The following is a 14,189-nucleotide window of genomic DNA, read 5'->3' on the forward strand; positions in this document are numbered from 1 at the left end:
GGACCTGCGCGACAGCTATGAGCTTCGGGAACTGATCGAGACGCGTTCGGTCGAACTGATCTGTCAGCAGGCTACGGAGGACCAGCTTGCCGAACTCGACCGGATTTGCGAACAATTTGATGCCCGAAGTGCTTCGCAGGTGCAGATGAACGACATCGCCCACAACAATCAGGTCGACAGGGACTTTCATACCCACATCGTCAGGTGCAGCGGAAATCGGCAGTTCATGAAGGCCTGGTGCGGGTGCAACTTCGTCCGGGCGATCGTCAAGGTGACCAGGATGACGGTTGACGATTCAAGAACCAAGGTCGATGAACGGCTGGAGGAAAAGAAGCGGCACAGGCATCTGGTCGCGTTGTTCCGTGAACGCAAGACCGAACAGGCGGTCGAAGCCATTCGCGCGCACATCCGTGACGCGGCGGCCAAGGCGATCGCCGTCTACCAGGACCAGCGGGTGTTGGAGGATTACCTCTGGATGTAGTCACGTGGTTTGTCCGCCATCTTCGGCTCTGAATGGGCCACGGCTGAAGGTGGTTTCAAAACAGCGGCGGCCCCATGGTGAAAGGAGAGGGTTCATGCTAAAGAACGTGTCGATGGGATGGCTCCTGGCGCTATCCTTCGCCGCCCTGGCAAACGCCGGGGTCACGGCGATCGAAAAGTCAGGAGACCTCTGGCTGACCCAGGAGGTCCTGACCGGCGACTACAGCAGCGTCGCCTTCAATACCGGCGCCACCACCCAGTTTGTGGCGGTCGGCCCGAACGGCGCCGATGCCATCTACAAGACCGACGCGTGGCACACCATTCACGCCAGCGACGGGGCCTACACCGATGTGGTCTGCAACAGCGCGTCATGGGACCAGTTTATCGCCGCCAAATCCGCCGGCGGCGTGGACTACATCCCCTGGAACTCCGCCCAGGACACCGGCGTGACCGGCGTCTACGCCGCGGTGGCCAAAAACCAGGGAGGCACCAACTGCTACTTCGGCGTCAGCAGCACCGGCGCGGTCGAGGAGATCTACTACTCCGACGGATGGCGCACCGCTGCGACGACGGCCGCCACCGGATACACCCGGATTGCCTCGAACAACTTCGCCAACCAGGTCTTCGGGCTAAACGCCGGCGGCATCGACCTGATCTACTACCTCAGCGGCACTTGGTACTCCTACCAAGCCGTGAATGGTGCGTTTTCACTTCTGGTCGGCGACGATCAGGAAATCGATACCGCCTACGCTGCGGGTCCGGATGGAGCGGCCTACGTCTACTACCTGGGCGGCAGCTACCAGACCGCGCAGATCAACGGCACAGCCTACACAGCCCTGGCCCCGATCGGCGGCGACGAGCTGGGCTTCTTCGGCGCCCTGGCCTCCGGCGGCATCGAGAAGGTGACCTTCGACGCCGACGGCGCCAACGTGGTGACCGAACCCGTCCTGACCAGCGGGCAGTTCAGCCACCTGATGAACGACTCGATCTCGCCGTCGCTCCTGATGGCCATCGAAGTGCCCGAACCGGCGAGCCTGGGTCTGCTGGCGCTGGGCCTGCTGGGATTGATGCGCAGGCGAAGCTAAGGACTCGTTTACGGATTCGATTATCGACAGAACGGCCCGTGACGCCACGGGCCGTTCTGTTTGTGCAGATGCGGGCAGCCTTTATGGGACTCGTGCCCAAAGTGGAACAGATGCGCCACGTCTTCGCGTAGCGGTCCTGGCGCATGGGCGAAGTCCAGTACCCCTCCAAGCTCATCATCTACACGTGCTTCGCCGGACATTCCAGCACCGCCGCCGGCGCCAACATGGGCGGTTTCCCCGACGGCCACGCCGAATGCGTCCCACTGGACCGTGTCTTCATGGGCAGTTTGGGCGACTACAACCTCGACTGGACCTACTGGGGCGTCCTCGGTTACGACGTGCGATAGTCTCCATCCTCTTCGTCCAACCCGCCGTCCATCGGCATTGTTTTCGAGCCGCTTTCAGGTTATCGTGACGCGCCGCCGGCCTCGCCGTCAGGAGTCGGCGTTTTCCGCTGGGAAGCGATCGGGAGTTGGATTGGCTATGCTAATGGAGTTCAACCTGGACTTTGGGTATCGATTCCTGTACTCGCGCCGGCACTACCATCCGGCGTATTGCTGGGACGGGACGATCGAGTGCACGGACGGCCGGATCGTCGCGCTCGGGCAACTGGCGTATCCGGAGTCGTTCTACGGGCCGGTCCATTCGCCGACCGAGACGCCGCTGGACGGGTCGGCGTGGAAGCTGACGACGCATCGCGATCAGGCGGGAATCCACGTCACCGCCGACTGCTCGCCGGGGGCGGTCTTTTGTCTGAAGACCGCACAGGGACAGTTCACCTTCTCCGCCAGGCAAGTCCTGGACCAGGGGCGGATCGTCTTTCCGGTCGGCTCGAAGTATTCGCACTGCACGATCCTGGTGACGCGACAGGGGCATCTGTGGTTCAGGCCCAAGCCCTTGCCGCTCGAGGCGGTGGCGAACCCGGTCGATTTTCGGGGCGTCGACGTACTGAACTGGTCGCGGATGGATCAGGCGTGGATCGCACCAGGCGGCGGGATGGAGTTCGAACTGACCTTGCCGAACTTCGATCGCGGCGACGACGACGAGTGGCTCCTGCATCTGCAGGCCATGACGGCTGAGAAACGGGCAACACCCGAGACGCAGGCCTGCGCCTATATCCCGATGGAGTTGTGGGCCGACGGCCGGAAGGTCTGTTCGCTGGAGTATTACCTGCGGCACCACGATTGTCACGTCCAGGTGCTGCACGACGTGTGGGCGCGGATTCCATTGGATGAGCTGTCGCCGGGCGTTCATCAGTTTCGGCTGGTGAATCGGCATGAGCAATACCCGTTGCTGGTCAATCGCGTCTCGCTGCGGCCCAAGACGCGCGATCATCTGGCGATGCAGGCGCCGGTCTGGGCCCTGGTGGGCCAGGAGGCGATCGTTTCGGTCTACCTGCACCGCCGCGCGCCGATCGAGCTGCAATACGATCCGCGGTTGCTCAAAGCGATCGATCCCGTCGATCCGAGCGAACCGATCGGGCCGGGCCTGTGCGAGGTCCGCATGATCCCGCTGGCCGCCGGGCGGAACGTGCCGATCCAGGTCCGCGATCGTCGGACCGGTCAAACCGGCCACGCGGCGATCGCGGCCGTCTACGATCTTCAGCCGGAAACGTCGGAGGTCAAGGTCGGCTACGACATGACCACGGTTCCGCACGACGCCACCGGTGAAATGGACTGGCTCCTGGACTACACGCACCGGACGCAGTTGGGCAACCTGGTCGTCTTTCGGCCGTTCAATCCGCCGCCGATCGACGGGGTGCTATGGCGGCGGTGGGGTGAGTTCTGCAACCGGCATCGCATCCACGTCCAGGCGGTCGACGGCTATCAGGACGGCAACTTGATCGCCGGAGCGGGTCCGCACTTCATGGCCCTCGGCGGCCATGAGCTGAGCATGTTCACCTATTACGGCTATCCGGACAATCAATGCCGTACGATGAAGGAATCGGTCGAGCGGTATCTGAACCACTTCAGGCAGGACATCGCGCAGCGCAAGCGCCTCGGCCGGAAGATCGGCTACGGCGACGCCGGCGGCGGCCATCGGTACACGCTGGCGGCCGGTGCGGATTTCATCCGCGCCGAGACGATGGTGGCCCACACGATGCAGCACCTTTCGCAGTGCCGGCCGGCGGCCCAGGCGATCGGCGACGGTCAGTGGGGCGTTCATATCGCCATCCAGCACTGCAAGCAGCCGTACCTGGAAACGCACCTGGGCATGTACTACCTGTCGTTGCTTCAGCCGTGGATGATGGGCGCGTCGTTCCTGTACGAGGAAGACAGCCTGTTTCTGCTCTTTAAGGAAGAGCGTCAGTGCTGGGACGACGCGTTGACCAAGGGCAAGCGGGACATGACCCGGGAGTTCTTTCGGTTCGCCGCCACACATCCGCGCATCGGCCGGCCGGCGATCTCGATCGGCATCCTGCTGGGCCGCTACGCCGCGCCCTTTAACGGCTTTACCTGCATCGACGAGGTCGATCCGTCCTACAGCGTGTGGGGAACGCTGGGCCGAAGCGATCCGGCGTGGGGTCATCACCAGCCGGAGAAAGCGGCACAGCTTGTGGACGTCCTGATGCCCGGGGCCAGCACCCATCCGCTGCGGCAGCGGCACGACAAGATGCGATTCTACTTTTCCGGAACGCCCTACGGCGATTTCGACCAGACGCCTATCGAAGCCGACGCGGAGTTTCTCTCCCGCTACCGGCTGCTCATGCTCCTGGGCTGGAACACGATGATTCCCGAGGATTTTGCCAGGCTCAAGGACTACGTATCATCCGGCGGTACGCTGCTGCTGGGCGTTCCGCAGCTCAGCACGCACGAAGGGCGGGAGTTTCTGCGCGCGATGGAGGACCTCTCGCTTTTCAACGACGGCGACGTCCGCGATCTGTGCGGCGTGAGGATCATCGGCCGCGGCGAACGCTACAGCGGCCGGTGGCAGGCGACCGATCAGACGTTCGGCGACGCCACGTGCCCGCCGCTGTCGCGAATCCCCAGCGTCAGTGCCGATGAGGACGGGCCCTGTCATCTGGCCCAGATCGAACTGCACGGGGCCAGGCCCGTCATCGTCGATGGGCACAGCCAAAAGCCGCTGCTGGTCGAACACGCCCTCGGCCGAGGGCGGGTCTATCTGCTGACGACCTGGGCCTATCCCGGCCATGAGGAACTGTCCGACCTTGCCGGCGCGATCGTCGCGAGACTGGCCCAGCGGCACATGGGCGAATACCGGGTGGATGATCCTGACCGCGAAGTCTTCTGGACCCGCTGGCCCGAAGGCGACGGCTACGGCACGTTGATGCTCCTGAATACCGACTGGTCCGTCCGCGGCAATCGCAAGCAGGTGGCCGTCAAGACGCCGGCGGTGGCCTTCGAAACGGAAGTTCTCGAACGCCAAGCCAAGCTCATCAAGTACCTGCCCTTCGGAGCCCTGACGTCCGACTCCTGCGAGCCGCACGTGGAATTCCTGGAAGTCGGCAGGCACCAGGTCCGGCTGTGCATCCATGCCACCGGCCACCACCGCTTCTCATTTCACTCACCGTCATCGACCGCGGCAATCGTCGCCGACGGACAGCCGGTTGCCGAAGCCCAACGCAAGGGTTCAGAAACAGCCTTTGAACTGACCTGGACCGAATCAACCGCCAAGGAAGTGTCAATCGCCGTCCACTGACCTGGTAGAAGCCGCTGCGCCCGCGCCGCCGTCGCCCACCGCGCAAAGAAAAGGGACAGGCTCAGCACCTGTCCCTACGCGACTCGATTTAATAGCGGGGGTAGGACTTGAACCTACGACCTCCGGGTTATGAGCCCGACGAGCTACCAACTGCTCTACCCCGCAGTCTGTATAGTACTTTTATCGGATCGGAGTCCGGAAGTCAAGGAAACCGCCGATTCTTTTTCGGGGTCGCACAAAAGAGGCAAGTGCGTGCAAAATAAGCTTTTACGGTCGGCCGAGGGCGTTGCGGGTCAGTATTCCCACCTGGCTGACGACGCTTTTTGCCACTCGCCCCAACGAGAACCCCACCGGCATTCGAGGTGGAAACACAAAGTCGTCCACCACCGGCTCGGCTGGTTGCCCGCCGACGATTTGCACCGTCTCCAGCCGTTCGGGGGCCACGCCGCAGTCCCATCCCGCCCGCAGGATCGGCAGATTGTGCGGATCGGCGCCGATCAGTCGGCATGCCGCCAGTTCCGCGGCGAAGGCGTTTTGAGAGGCTATCAGCAGGTTTAATTGTCTCGCAGCCCCGCCGATCGGTCCCCGTCCTTCCATCGCCTCGATCGCGTCGATCACCGTCAGGACCGGCTTGGCGGCGAGGAAGGTCTGGACGATCATTCGGGCGAAATGGTCTTCGCCGCGGCCGGCGGCGAAGTGCCACCATGCCTTGCGCTTGCCGGGAACGATGCCGAACATGTTCTTGACGCCCGCGGTGAGGCCCAACTGCTGGTGCGTTTTGAGCTTGGGCACGTTGATGACGGCGTCGGCTTTTAGGGCCTGGCGCGAGATTGTCAGCCGGCGGAAATCCGGGTTGCCCGTTTCCACCCGCACCGGCTGGGCCAGTTCGAACAGCGGAATGTCGTTGGCGGCGGTTAGTTCCAGGAGGCCGGAGCGCCGTGCGTTCCAGCGGATCGACGCCCAGGCCGGCGAATCCGCCACGGCCACGTCGCAGCCGAACTCGCGGATCAGCCTGGCCAGTTCGACCACGACGACCGGGTGGGTCTGCGAGGCCGGCCGGGCGGCGATCAGGTTCGGCTTGACCAGCACGTTCTGCCCGGGCCGCACGAACGCCTTGAGCCCGCCCAGCGCCGCCAGCGCTTCAGCCAGTGCTTGTCTGACCTCGTCCGCGACGTAACCGCCGACCCGCTTGATTGCCACCGGTCCGTTCATGCGGGTCATTCTATCCGCTGCCGGTTGGCTGTGCCACCGGGTGGCGGTGGCGAAGAGGCGGTTTGGTTTCTATAATACCCGCATGGCGGCACAGTCGTATCTGCGTTCGAGTCGCGTGATCAGCGTGCTAACCCTGGTCAGTCGGATCACGGGGCTGCTGCGCGATTCGGCGATCAGCGCGTGGCTGGGGTATAGCTGGGTACAGGATCGGTTCGTTTTCGCATTTACGATTCCCAACCTGTTTCGCCAGCTTTTTGGGGAAGGCGCGCTGTCGGCGGTGTTCATTCCGGTGCTGACCGATCGGCTGTCGCGCGAGGGCCGCGATCGGGCGGCGAAGTTATTTGGAAACGTGATCAGTTTGCTGGCGGCGCTGCTGATCGGATTGACGGTGCTGGTGTTGCTGCTATTGGGTGGGATTTGGGTGGCCGGCGAGCGGGATGCGGCGCTGAAGCTGACGTTGGGCCTGACGGCGCTGATGGCGCCGTACATGATTCTGATCTGCCTGGTGGCGTTGTTTTCGGCGTTGTTGAACTGCTTGGATCGGTTCGGGTTGCCGGCGTTTGTGCCGGTGATCATGAATCTGTTCCTGATCGCGGGCGTGCTGACGGCGCGGTACGTGTTGGGGCCGTGGCTTGGCGATCAGCAGTCGCAGGTGTACGTGTTGGGGGTGGCGCTGCTGTTGGCGGGGGTGACGCAGTTGGCGACGGTGGCGGCGGCGGTGCGTCGGGCGGGGGTGCGGTGGTCGTTTGATTTTTCGCTGAGCGATCCGGATTTGCGGACGATGTTCAAGATGCTGGCCCCGCTGCTGTTGGGATTGGGGGTGCTCAAGCTCAGCGAGTTGATCGACAACACGATCATCGTGGGGTTGTCGCCGAAGACGGCTGAGGCGTTTTCGGTGTGGGGGTACGAGGTGGCGTATCCGCTGTACGAGGGGGCGATGACGGCGGTGAACAACGCGCGGCGGTTGTATCAGTTTCCGCTTGGGGTGTTGGCGATATCGCTGGCGACGGCGGCGTTTCCGACGTTCAGCCGGGCGGCTTCGGCGAAGGATTTCGACCAGTTGCGCGGGTCGGTGTCGCACGCGCTTCGCATCGCGATCCTCGAGGGGATTCCATCGGGTTTGGGATTGATCCTGCTGGCGGAGTTGATTGTGACGGTGGTGTTCAAATACGGCAACGTGGGCGGCCAGGACGTGCGGGAGACGGCGCACGTGCTGCGGATGTACGGGCTGGGGTTGTGGGCGTTTTGCGCGCAGCACATTATCGTGCGGGCGTTTTACAGCGTGAAGGACACGAAGACGCCGCTGAAGGTGATGTCGGCGACGCTGGTGCTGAATCTGGCGATGAATCTGACGTTGATCTGGGTGCATGCGATCGGAGCGGGGGCGTTTGGGTTGTCGGCGAGCGTCATGTGTTCGCTGAACGTGGTGTTGCTGTGCGCGATCTTCAGCCGGCGGTACGGGCGGTTGGAGATCGGGCAGATTTTGCGGGCGACGGGGAAGGTGGCGGTGGCGGCTGGGCTGATGGGGGCGGCGGTGTACGCGACGTATGCGTACTTCGACGAGCTGAACCGGTATATGCGGCTGGCGTTGTGCATGGGGGTGGCGGCGGGGGTGTTTCTGCCCGCGGCGGTGGTGTTGAAGATTGAGGAGTTCCACGATCTGGTGGCGGTGGCGAGGAAGAAGCGAGGCAGGTGACCAGCGCCGATAGGGCAACCACGAGGGAAGCCCGTACGGTGGTGGCGGAGGCTCCCGCTCCCTCACAGTCGCGGCTCCTCAGGGGGTGGATGGGTCGTTGGTGGGGGCGGCGGCTTGGTTGGCGGCGGCCTGGTTGAGGGCGTTTCGGATTCTGCAGAGGATCTGGTAGTCGCGGATGGGGACGATAGCGGCGATGGGGCGGTGGTGGCGGTGGACGAGGACGTGGTGACGGCCGTAGGCGACGCGGTTGACCACGTCGGCGAATTCGCGGCGGGCTTCGGAGACATCTCGTGTGGTGAGCATTGGGGAACTCCTTGTTCAGGGTGTCAGGTAGTCAGGGGGTCGGGTGGTCAGGCCGGAGGTGGGCGATGCCCACAGGAAGGCTTTAGGTTCTGGGCTCTAGGCTTTAGGGAGGCGGGGAGAGCGGGGGGGTTTTGTACAAAACGTACGATCTGTACAGGCCCCCGATCTTGTGCGATGGTTGCGGGGCGTGGAAGAACGGCTCGGGCGCGGGGTTTTGTACAATTTGTAAGATTTGTCCGCGGGTCGAAATGGTTGTGGTTGGGAAGAGTGACGGGGGATGGCTGAGCGGGTTGGGCCTCGGAATTGTCCGTCGGGCGGTTTGTGCATTTTGTACGTTCTGTGCGATTGTCAAAGAGCGGTCGGCCGATCGGCCGGGCTTCTCTGCTGATAAAGATGCATGGTGAATCGCGGAAAGTCAAATCGGGGGAAGGGGCGAGTTCGGTTTTTTAGTAAGCGATGATTCCTAAGGGGTTTGCGGCCACGTGGCGATGCAGTGGGGTTTGGAGTGGGTAGGAGTGCGATAGAGATTTCTGAGGGGACGTGGAGATTTCTGGGTGATGCGGGAGATCAGGGAGGCAGGCCGGACAAGGCTCTGGGCTCTGGCTGCGGCGAGGCTGCCCTTCGGCCTTTGCCACCTCTCCCTTCTCCATCTTGGCGTCCTTGGTCCCGATGTCCGTATGGGATCGGGAGCGGTTCCCGTCCACCTCACGCCTATGGGCCCAAGACAAACCGCGCCCGTTCTCGGCGCAGCATTTCGTAGGGGGTCATGCATCTGACCTTCAGGCCGATGCACACGTTGGGAATCTTGACCTTCCGCACGGCGTCGCTGGGCACCTCGTGCGTAACGACGACGTACTCGTGGCCGAGGGCGTGGGCCACCAGGTAGAAGTCCGCGACCTGAAGAAACGTGTTGACCGCCGCCGGATCGTATCGCTGATCTACTGACCCGCTGCAGCGAATCGAGCACCCGCTCATCCGGGGGCAGAAAGAACCGCTCGCCGCCCCGGGCCGCCCACTCGGCAAGCTCGTCACCACCCGCCAGAAGCTCATCGGCAACCCGTTCGATACTGAACACCGCCTTCTGGGCGTTCTGTCGAGCCAGCGAATCCCAGAAGGCCGGGCAGAAGTCCATGCCGTAGTGGAGGTTTTTGGCTTGGATGAACACGTTGGCGTCCAGCAGGTAGGCCATCAGATTGCATACCCCAAGTTGCGCCCGAACTCGCGAAACGTCGCTTCCTTCTTGACCCCGAGCATGCGGAAGGCATCGCGGTAGAGGGTGCGGCCCTCCAAGGTATCCGCAATCAGCGCCCTGACGAACCGCCGGCTGGCCCGGGCGGTCTGAGTCAGATAGAAATCCCCGCCTTCCCCTCTGGGCAGTTCGCGCAACCGGGCCACCTCTTTCCGATAGGCTTGCTCAAAGGCATCCCATCCGATTCGCCCGGCATCGAATGCGCGGCGGAGGATCACCAGCGAGCTGACCTTGTACTGACGGGCCAGGCGGGAGACTTCCGCCAACGGGTTTTCCCGCGGCATATCTTGCCTGATTATCTTGAGTGGGACCAGGAATTCGGCGGCGACGCGATTGCACCATGCTTCGATACCCTGCGAGGGCACGGAAGCGGGGGTCACATCCGAGAGGGCGGTCTGCCCCAGCCAGATGTGGGCCAGTTCGTGGGCCAGCGTGAACATCTGGGCCGCCTTGGTGTCCGCCCCGTTGATGAACACGAGCGGAGCATACTCGTCGGTCAGAGCGAATCCCCGGAACTCCTCGGTATCCAGTTTGCGATGGTTGTTCGTCCCCACCACGCCGCTGCACATGACCAGCACGCCCAAGTCATCGGCTTCGCTGATGAAGCGGCGCAAGGCATCGGTCCAGGTCGGGCACCGCCGCCGGGCGTCGAGGTCGAACCGGAGCGTTTCCCGCATGTGATGGGCGGTTTCCTCGACGGGCGCCTTGCGATCCGCGCCGCCCACGAAGTTCAGCGGCTCGAGTCCTGCGGATCGTGCATACTGGCGATACCACGCCTGCCGTTGCTGGCAGAGATAGATCGTGTCCAGCAGATCGGGGCTCGGGTGCCCCAGCCCGCCGCCGACGGTTCGCAAATCCGGAATGGGCACCTTTTCTTCCGGCGGTTCCGGCAGGAAAAGATAGCCGATGGCAACCGACGTCGCCTTCGCGAACGCCTCCACCTGCTTGAGCGTCGGTTGCGCCTCACCGCGCTCCCACTGGGCGAGCTTCTTGAAGCGGGCGCTAAGGTCTTCCACGCTTCGGCCGGTTCGCTCTCGCGCCCAGCGCAGCAGCTCCGGCTTGACCGGCGCTCGTATCATCAGGGCACCTCCCGACGAGTAACTGTCCTTCTCGCCGTTGCATGGGCCAGCGGGCCCATATCACTATAGTATTGATTAGCATCCTTGACTTGTCAACTTCTGGTCCCGCTCGATGGCGTGATCAGGGAGTTGGTTTGTCGTCGTCGTTGGATTTGGTTTCGTTGGTTCGGGTCCAGGCGAGGAGGGGTCCGAAGACGACGCGGAGGGGTCGGGTGAGTTCGGCTGCGACTTCGAGGGTGGGGGTTTCGGTGGGTTCGCGGAATTTTCGGCGGAAGTGGAAGGTCATGAGGAAGACGAGGGAGGCGAGGATGAAGGTGAGGTGGTAGACGTTAAAGCCGCCGTCGGGCCGGACCTGGAGGCCGAGTCGCGGGGCGAGGCCGAGGATCTGGCTGCTGATCAGGGAGCCGAGTCCGACGGCCAGGGAGATGATCAGGTAGGTGACGGCGATGTAGGCGGCGTCGAGTTCGGGCTTGAGGGAGGCGAAGAGGTATCGGGTCTGGACGAGTCCGTTTCCGCTGACGAAGGCCCCTCCGGCGGCGAAGAGGGCCATGGCGAGGTAGAGGCCCCAGTCGGTTTGTCGGACGAAGAGCCACAAGAGCGGGGTGACGACCATGCCGGCGAGGGTGAGTCCGAAGACGCCGCGGTTGCCGAAACGGTCGGCGAGTTTTCCCCAGGCGAAGAGGGTGGCGGCGGCGCCGAGGCTGATGAAGCAACTGGCGATCAGGGCCAAGTTCTGTCCGAATTGGAGGCGGAGGAGGTAGAAGATTCGGAAGGGTTCGTGGAGTCCGAGGGCGATGCCGTAGAACATGACGTACCAGAGGTACGGGCGGTAGGCGGCGTCGCGGACGGGCGTGGTGACCATCTGGAGCCATGAGACGGCCTGGACGGGCTGGCGGGTCGGCGGCTGGGAGACTCCGAACATGACGAGCAGTCGGCACAACTGGGCGATGAGGCCGATGACGATCATGACCTGGAGTTTGGCCCAGGCGGGCTGTCGGCCGAGGTAGAGGCCGGTGGCCAGGAGCATGATGACGATGACGGACTGCCAGGTGGTCCGGAGGGTTCCGAGGAGACGTCCGCGGCGTTTTTCGGGGGTGAATTCGCGGGCGAGACCCATCCAGCTCGGGTTCGAGAGCGACATGCAGACCTGCCGGCCGGTGACGCTGAGGGCGATCAGGGCCAGTCCGGCGGTCATTCCGAAGTGGTTCGAGACGGATCTGGCGAAGAGCATTGGCGCGGTGGCCGCGTAGGCGAGGGCGAGCATGGCGATCACGAGCGTTTTTTTGGAGACCCGCTGGGCGAGCGGGATGATGAGCAACTGGGCCAGGGCGCTGCCGAAGATCAGGAAGTTGAGGAAGCCGACGAATCGTTCCTTGCCGCCGAGGTTCCAGACGATCAGTTGGAGGACGTTGCCGGCGAAGACCTGTCCGCCGATGACGGCAAGCATGGAGGCGACGACGAACAGTCGGAAGCTGCGGCGTTGGGCGTCGCGGGAGAGGTCTTTCCCGTTCTGTATGAAGTTTTCGGACGTTTCAAGGCTCATGAGGGCACCGTGCGGCGTACCGGGGCCAAAGGCGTACAAGTTTTTGAAGTTATTCCGTCGGTGGCGGGAGGTCAATGGTGGAATCGGGGAAAAGGGGGATTTTTTGGTGGATTGGCGGGAGTCGGGAAGAGAAGTCAGAAGTCAGGCTTCAGGAGCCAGAATGAATGAAAAGTGCAAAGTGCAGATATCAAAATGCAAAATGGGGAGGCTGGCGCCGGCGGGCGGCGCCCCCCGCGACCTGGAGCGGATTTCCCCGGAGGGGCGTCGAGGCGCGGGGAGGATTTCGGAACTGGGGCCGCGGAGGATGGCGGCGGTTTGTTGGGCGGCGTGCGGCCTACGACTGAAGGGCTTCGAGGACCGCTTCCGGCTTCTTGTCCACCACGCGCAGCAGGGCCTTGGCCGGTCCTTCCGGTTCCCGGCGTCCCTGCTCCCAGTTCTGAAGGGTGGATTTGTTGACGCCGATCATGAGGGCGAACTGGGCTTGCGAAACGCCGAGTCTGCTGCGTATGCGTTTGATGTCCGCGCCACGGTATCGAAAGACTCGGGCAGGCTTGGCTGATCCTTTGCGGATTTTGCCCGCCTCCTTGATGCTTTCGACCAGCTCATTGAACAGTTCTTCTTTCATGACAAGTTTTCCTCGACGATCGTGCGGAGAATTCTGATCTCTTTGGCCGACAGGTCGTCCTTTTCGTTCTTGCCGTAGGCAAGGAGCAGGAATATCTCCTTTTCATCCACGAACCGTAGTATATCACCCTGATTCCCCCGCGCTTTCCTTTGACGGCTGATCGCCAGCGGATCTTCCGCAGGCCGCCGCTGCCCTTGATGATGTCTCCTGCGGCGGGGTTGAAGATCAGCCCCAGTTGGAATTCCCGGTATTCATCATCGGAGATGAGCCGCAGGATCTGCCGGGTGAATACGGATGTTTCCTTAAGGATCATTTCACAATGAACTATATGCCAATGGCGTATAGATGTCAAGGGGTTTTCATGGTTGATGTGACGCGATCGGCGGTGTTGGTGGCGGCGGCGCAGGCGTTGGATCGGCCGAACCCGGTCGGCGCGCTCTGCCGTTTGTGAGGATACGGTGGGTCGCAGGACGTTTAGTGTTCGAGAATGATGATTTCGTAGACCGACATTTCGGCGATGTTCGTTTCGGCCCAGGAGTTGTTTCGGCGGAGGGGCAGTTCGACCTTCCGGTTTGTGGCGTAGTCGAGAGAGAAGGCCCTTTTCACCGGTCCGATCCGCTGCTCGTTGAGGGCGACGGGAACGTTGGCGAGTTTGAGCAGTCCGCGTCGGTTGTCGATGTGTTGGCCGGTGGCGTAGTTGTTCAGGAGGTGCACGACGTGGCGGTTGTCTCCGGCGTTGATCACCACTTCGACGCCGGGCGGGGTGCTGCCGGGCAGGAGAGGTCGTGGAATCATGAATCGGGCGAGGTTTTCGGCGAGTTGCATGGGGAATTCGCGGGCGTCGTCCCAGCGGGATTTGTGGTTACGCAGTTCGTTGGCGACAAGGGGACAGGCGAGGTACATGGCCTGTCCGCGGCCGAACCGGTTCAGCGTGACGGCGGGGTCGTCCGAGCGCGACCTGGCCGGAGGGAGATTGATCATGATGTTCTTGTCCGGGGAGCGGGTGGCAAATTCGTACCTCAGGAACGCCAGTGGCTTGGCGGTGGTTGCCTCAACGCGGCAGGCTTCGCCTTCGACGATGAGTTCATCCTCTCCCATGTTGGTTCTCAGGCGGCGGTCGAGATCGCTGATGTACTGGGCGGGTTGTCCGGTCTTGCCGCGGTCGGCGACGCCCAGGACTTCGGAGAGGATATCTCCGGCTGGGGTTCCGAAGCGGGCTGCGTCGGCCTCGACGATGAGGCTGCCGCCCGCGCGGAC

The 14,189-nt window shown here is 63.0% G+C and carries 11 protein-coding genes, 1 tRNA gene and 2 pseudogenes; 5 read left to right on the forward strand and 9 right to left on the reverse strand.

From position 1 onward, the window contains the following. The 4 genes from GXY33_20890 to GXY33_20905 form a co-directional block, all read left to right on the forward strand. Window positions 1-481, forward strand: a 481-nt coding sequence (locus GXY33_20890) for an FCD domain-containing protein (GenBank protein NLX07605.1), incomplete at its 5' end; no start/stop codon positions are given. A gap of 94 nt (window positions 482-575) precedes the next feature. Further along, entirely contained in the window at window positions 576-1,565 is a 990-nt protein-coding gene (locus GXY33_20895; protein NLX07606.1) for a PEP-CTERM sorting domain-containing protein, read from the forward strand. A 143-nt stretch (window positions 1,566-1,708) separates the two neighbouring features. After that, window positions 1,709-1,912 carry a hypothetical protein gene (locus GXY33_20900; GenBank protein ID NLX07607.1) on the forward strand — a complete coding sequence of 68 codons (204 nt, stop codon included), beginning with the start codon at window positions 1,709-1,711 and terminating at the stop codon, window positions 1,910-1,912. Window positions 1,913-2,048: 136 nt separating this feature from the next. Then, complete coding sequence (locus tag GXY33_20905; GenBank protein NLX07608.1) at window positions 2,049-5,225, forward strand: hypothetical protein; 3,177 nt, start codon at window positions 2,049-2,051, stop codon at window positions 5,223-5,225. 92 nt (window positions 5,226-5,317) lie between these two features. Here the strand turns inward: GXY33_20905 and GXY33_20910 are convergent. Together GXY33_20910 and GXY33_20915 are read right to left on the reverse strand one after the other, a co-directional pair. Further along, window positions 5,318-5,390 (reverse strand) — tRNA-Met (locus GXY33_20910). A 102-nt stretch (window positions 5,391-5,492) separates the two neighbouring features. After that, complete coding sequence (locus GXY33_20915; GenBank protein NLX07609.1) at window positions 5,493-6,437, reverse strand: DUF362 domain-containing protein; 945 nt, start codon at window positions 6,435-6,437, stop codon at window positions 5,493-5,495. A gap of 82 nt (window positions 6,438-6,519) precedes the next feature. Between GXY33_20915 and murJ the strand changes: the two genes are divergently transcribed. Further along, window positions 6,520-8,133, forward strand: coding sequence for a murein biosynthesis integral membrane protein MurJ (gene murJ / locus GXY33_20920; GenBank protein NLX07610.1), 1,614 nt, complete (start codon window positions 6,520-6,522; stop codon window positions 8,131-8,133). Window positions 8,134-8,211: 78 nt separating this feature from the next. Here murJ and GXY33_20925 read toward each other — a convergent pair whose 3' ends face one another. From GXY33_20925 to GXY33_20955, 7 genes and pseudogenes are all read right to left on the reverse strand, one after another. Beyond that, window positions 8,212-8,436: a type II toxin-antitoxin system prevent-host-death family antitoxin gene (locus tag GXY33_20925; protein NLX07611.1), complete on the reverse strand. Its 225-nt coding sequence runs from the start codon at window positions 8,434-8,436 to the stop codon at window positions 8,212-8,214. 711 nt (window positions 8,437-9,147) lie between these two features. Then, a pseudogene (locus tag GXY33_20930) lies at window positions 9,148-9,625 on the reverse strand (DUF4411 family protein). Further along, the gene (locus tag GXY33_20935; GenBank protein NLX07612.1) at window positions 9,625-10,764 is read right to left on the reverse strand and encodes an ImmA/IrrE family metallo-endopeptidase; all 1,140 of its coding nucleotides are present in this window, start codon (window positions 10,762-10,764) and stop codon (window positions 9,625-9,627) included. The pseudogene GXY33_20930 and the gene GXY33_20935 overlap by 1 nt, the downstream one beginning before the upstream one ends. A gap of 121 nt (window positions 10,765-10,885) precedes the next feature. Beyond that, a complete protein-coding gene (locus GXY33_20940; protein ID NLX07613.1) occupies window positions 10,886-12,307 on the reverse strand; it encodes an MFS transporter in 1,422 nt (473 codons plus the stop codon). A gap of 334 nt (window positions 12,308-12,641) precedes the next feature. Beyond that, window positions 12,642-12,932, reverse strand: coding sequence for a helix-turn-helix domain-containing protein (locus GXY33_20945; protein NLX07614.1), 291 nt, complete (start codon window positions 12,930-12,932; stop codon window positions 12,642-12,644). After that, a pseudogene (locus tag GXY33_20950) lies at window positions 12,929-13,245 on the reverse strand (type II toxin-antitoxin system RelE/ParE family toxin). Before GXY33_20950 ends, GXY33_20945 begins: the two are co-directional and overlap by 4 nt. A gap of 161 nt (window positions 13,246-13,406) precedes the next feature. Beyond that, window positions 13,407-14,189: hypothetical protein (locus GXY33_20955; GenBank protein NLX07615.1), on the reverse strand; the 783-nt coding region annotated here is incomplete at its 5' end.

Source organism: Phycisphaerae bacterium, from assembly GCA_012729815.1.
Taxonomy (GTDB): Bacteria; Planctomycetota; Phycisphaerae; order JAAYCJ01; family JAAYCJ01; genus JAAYCJ01.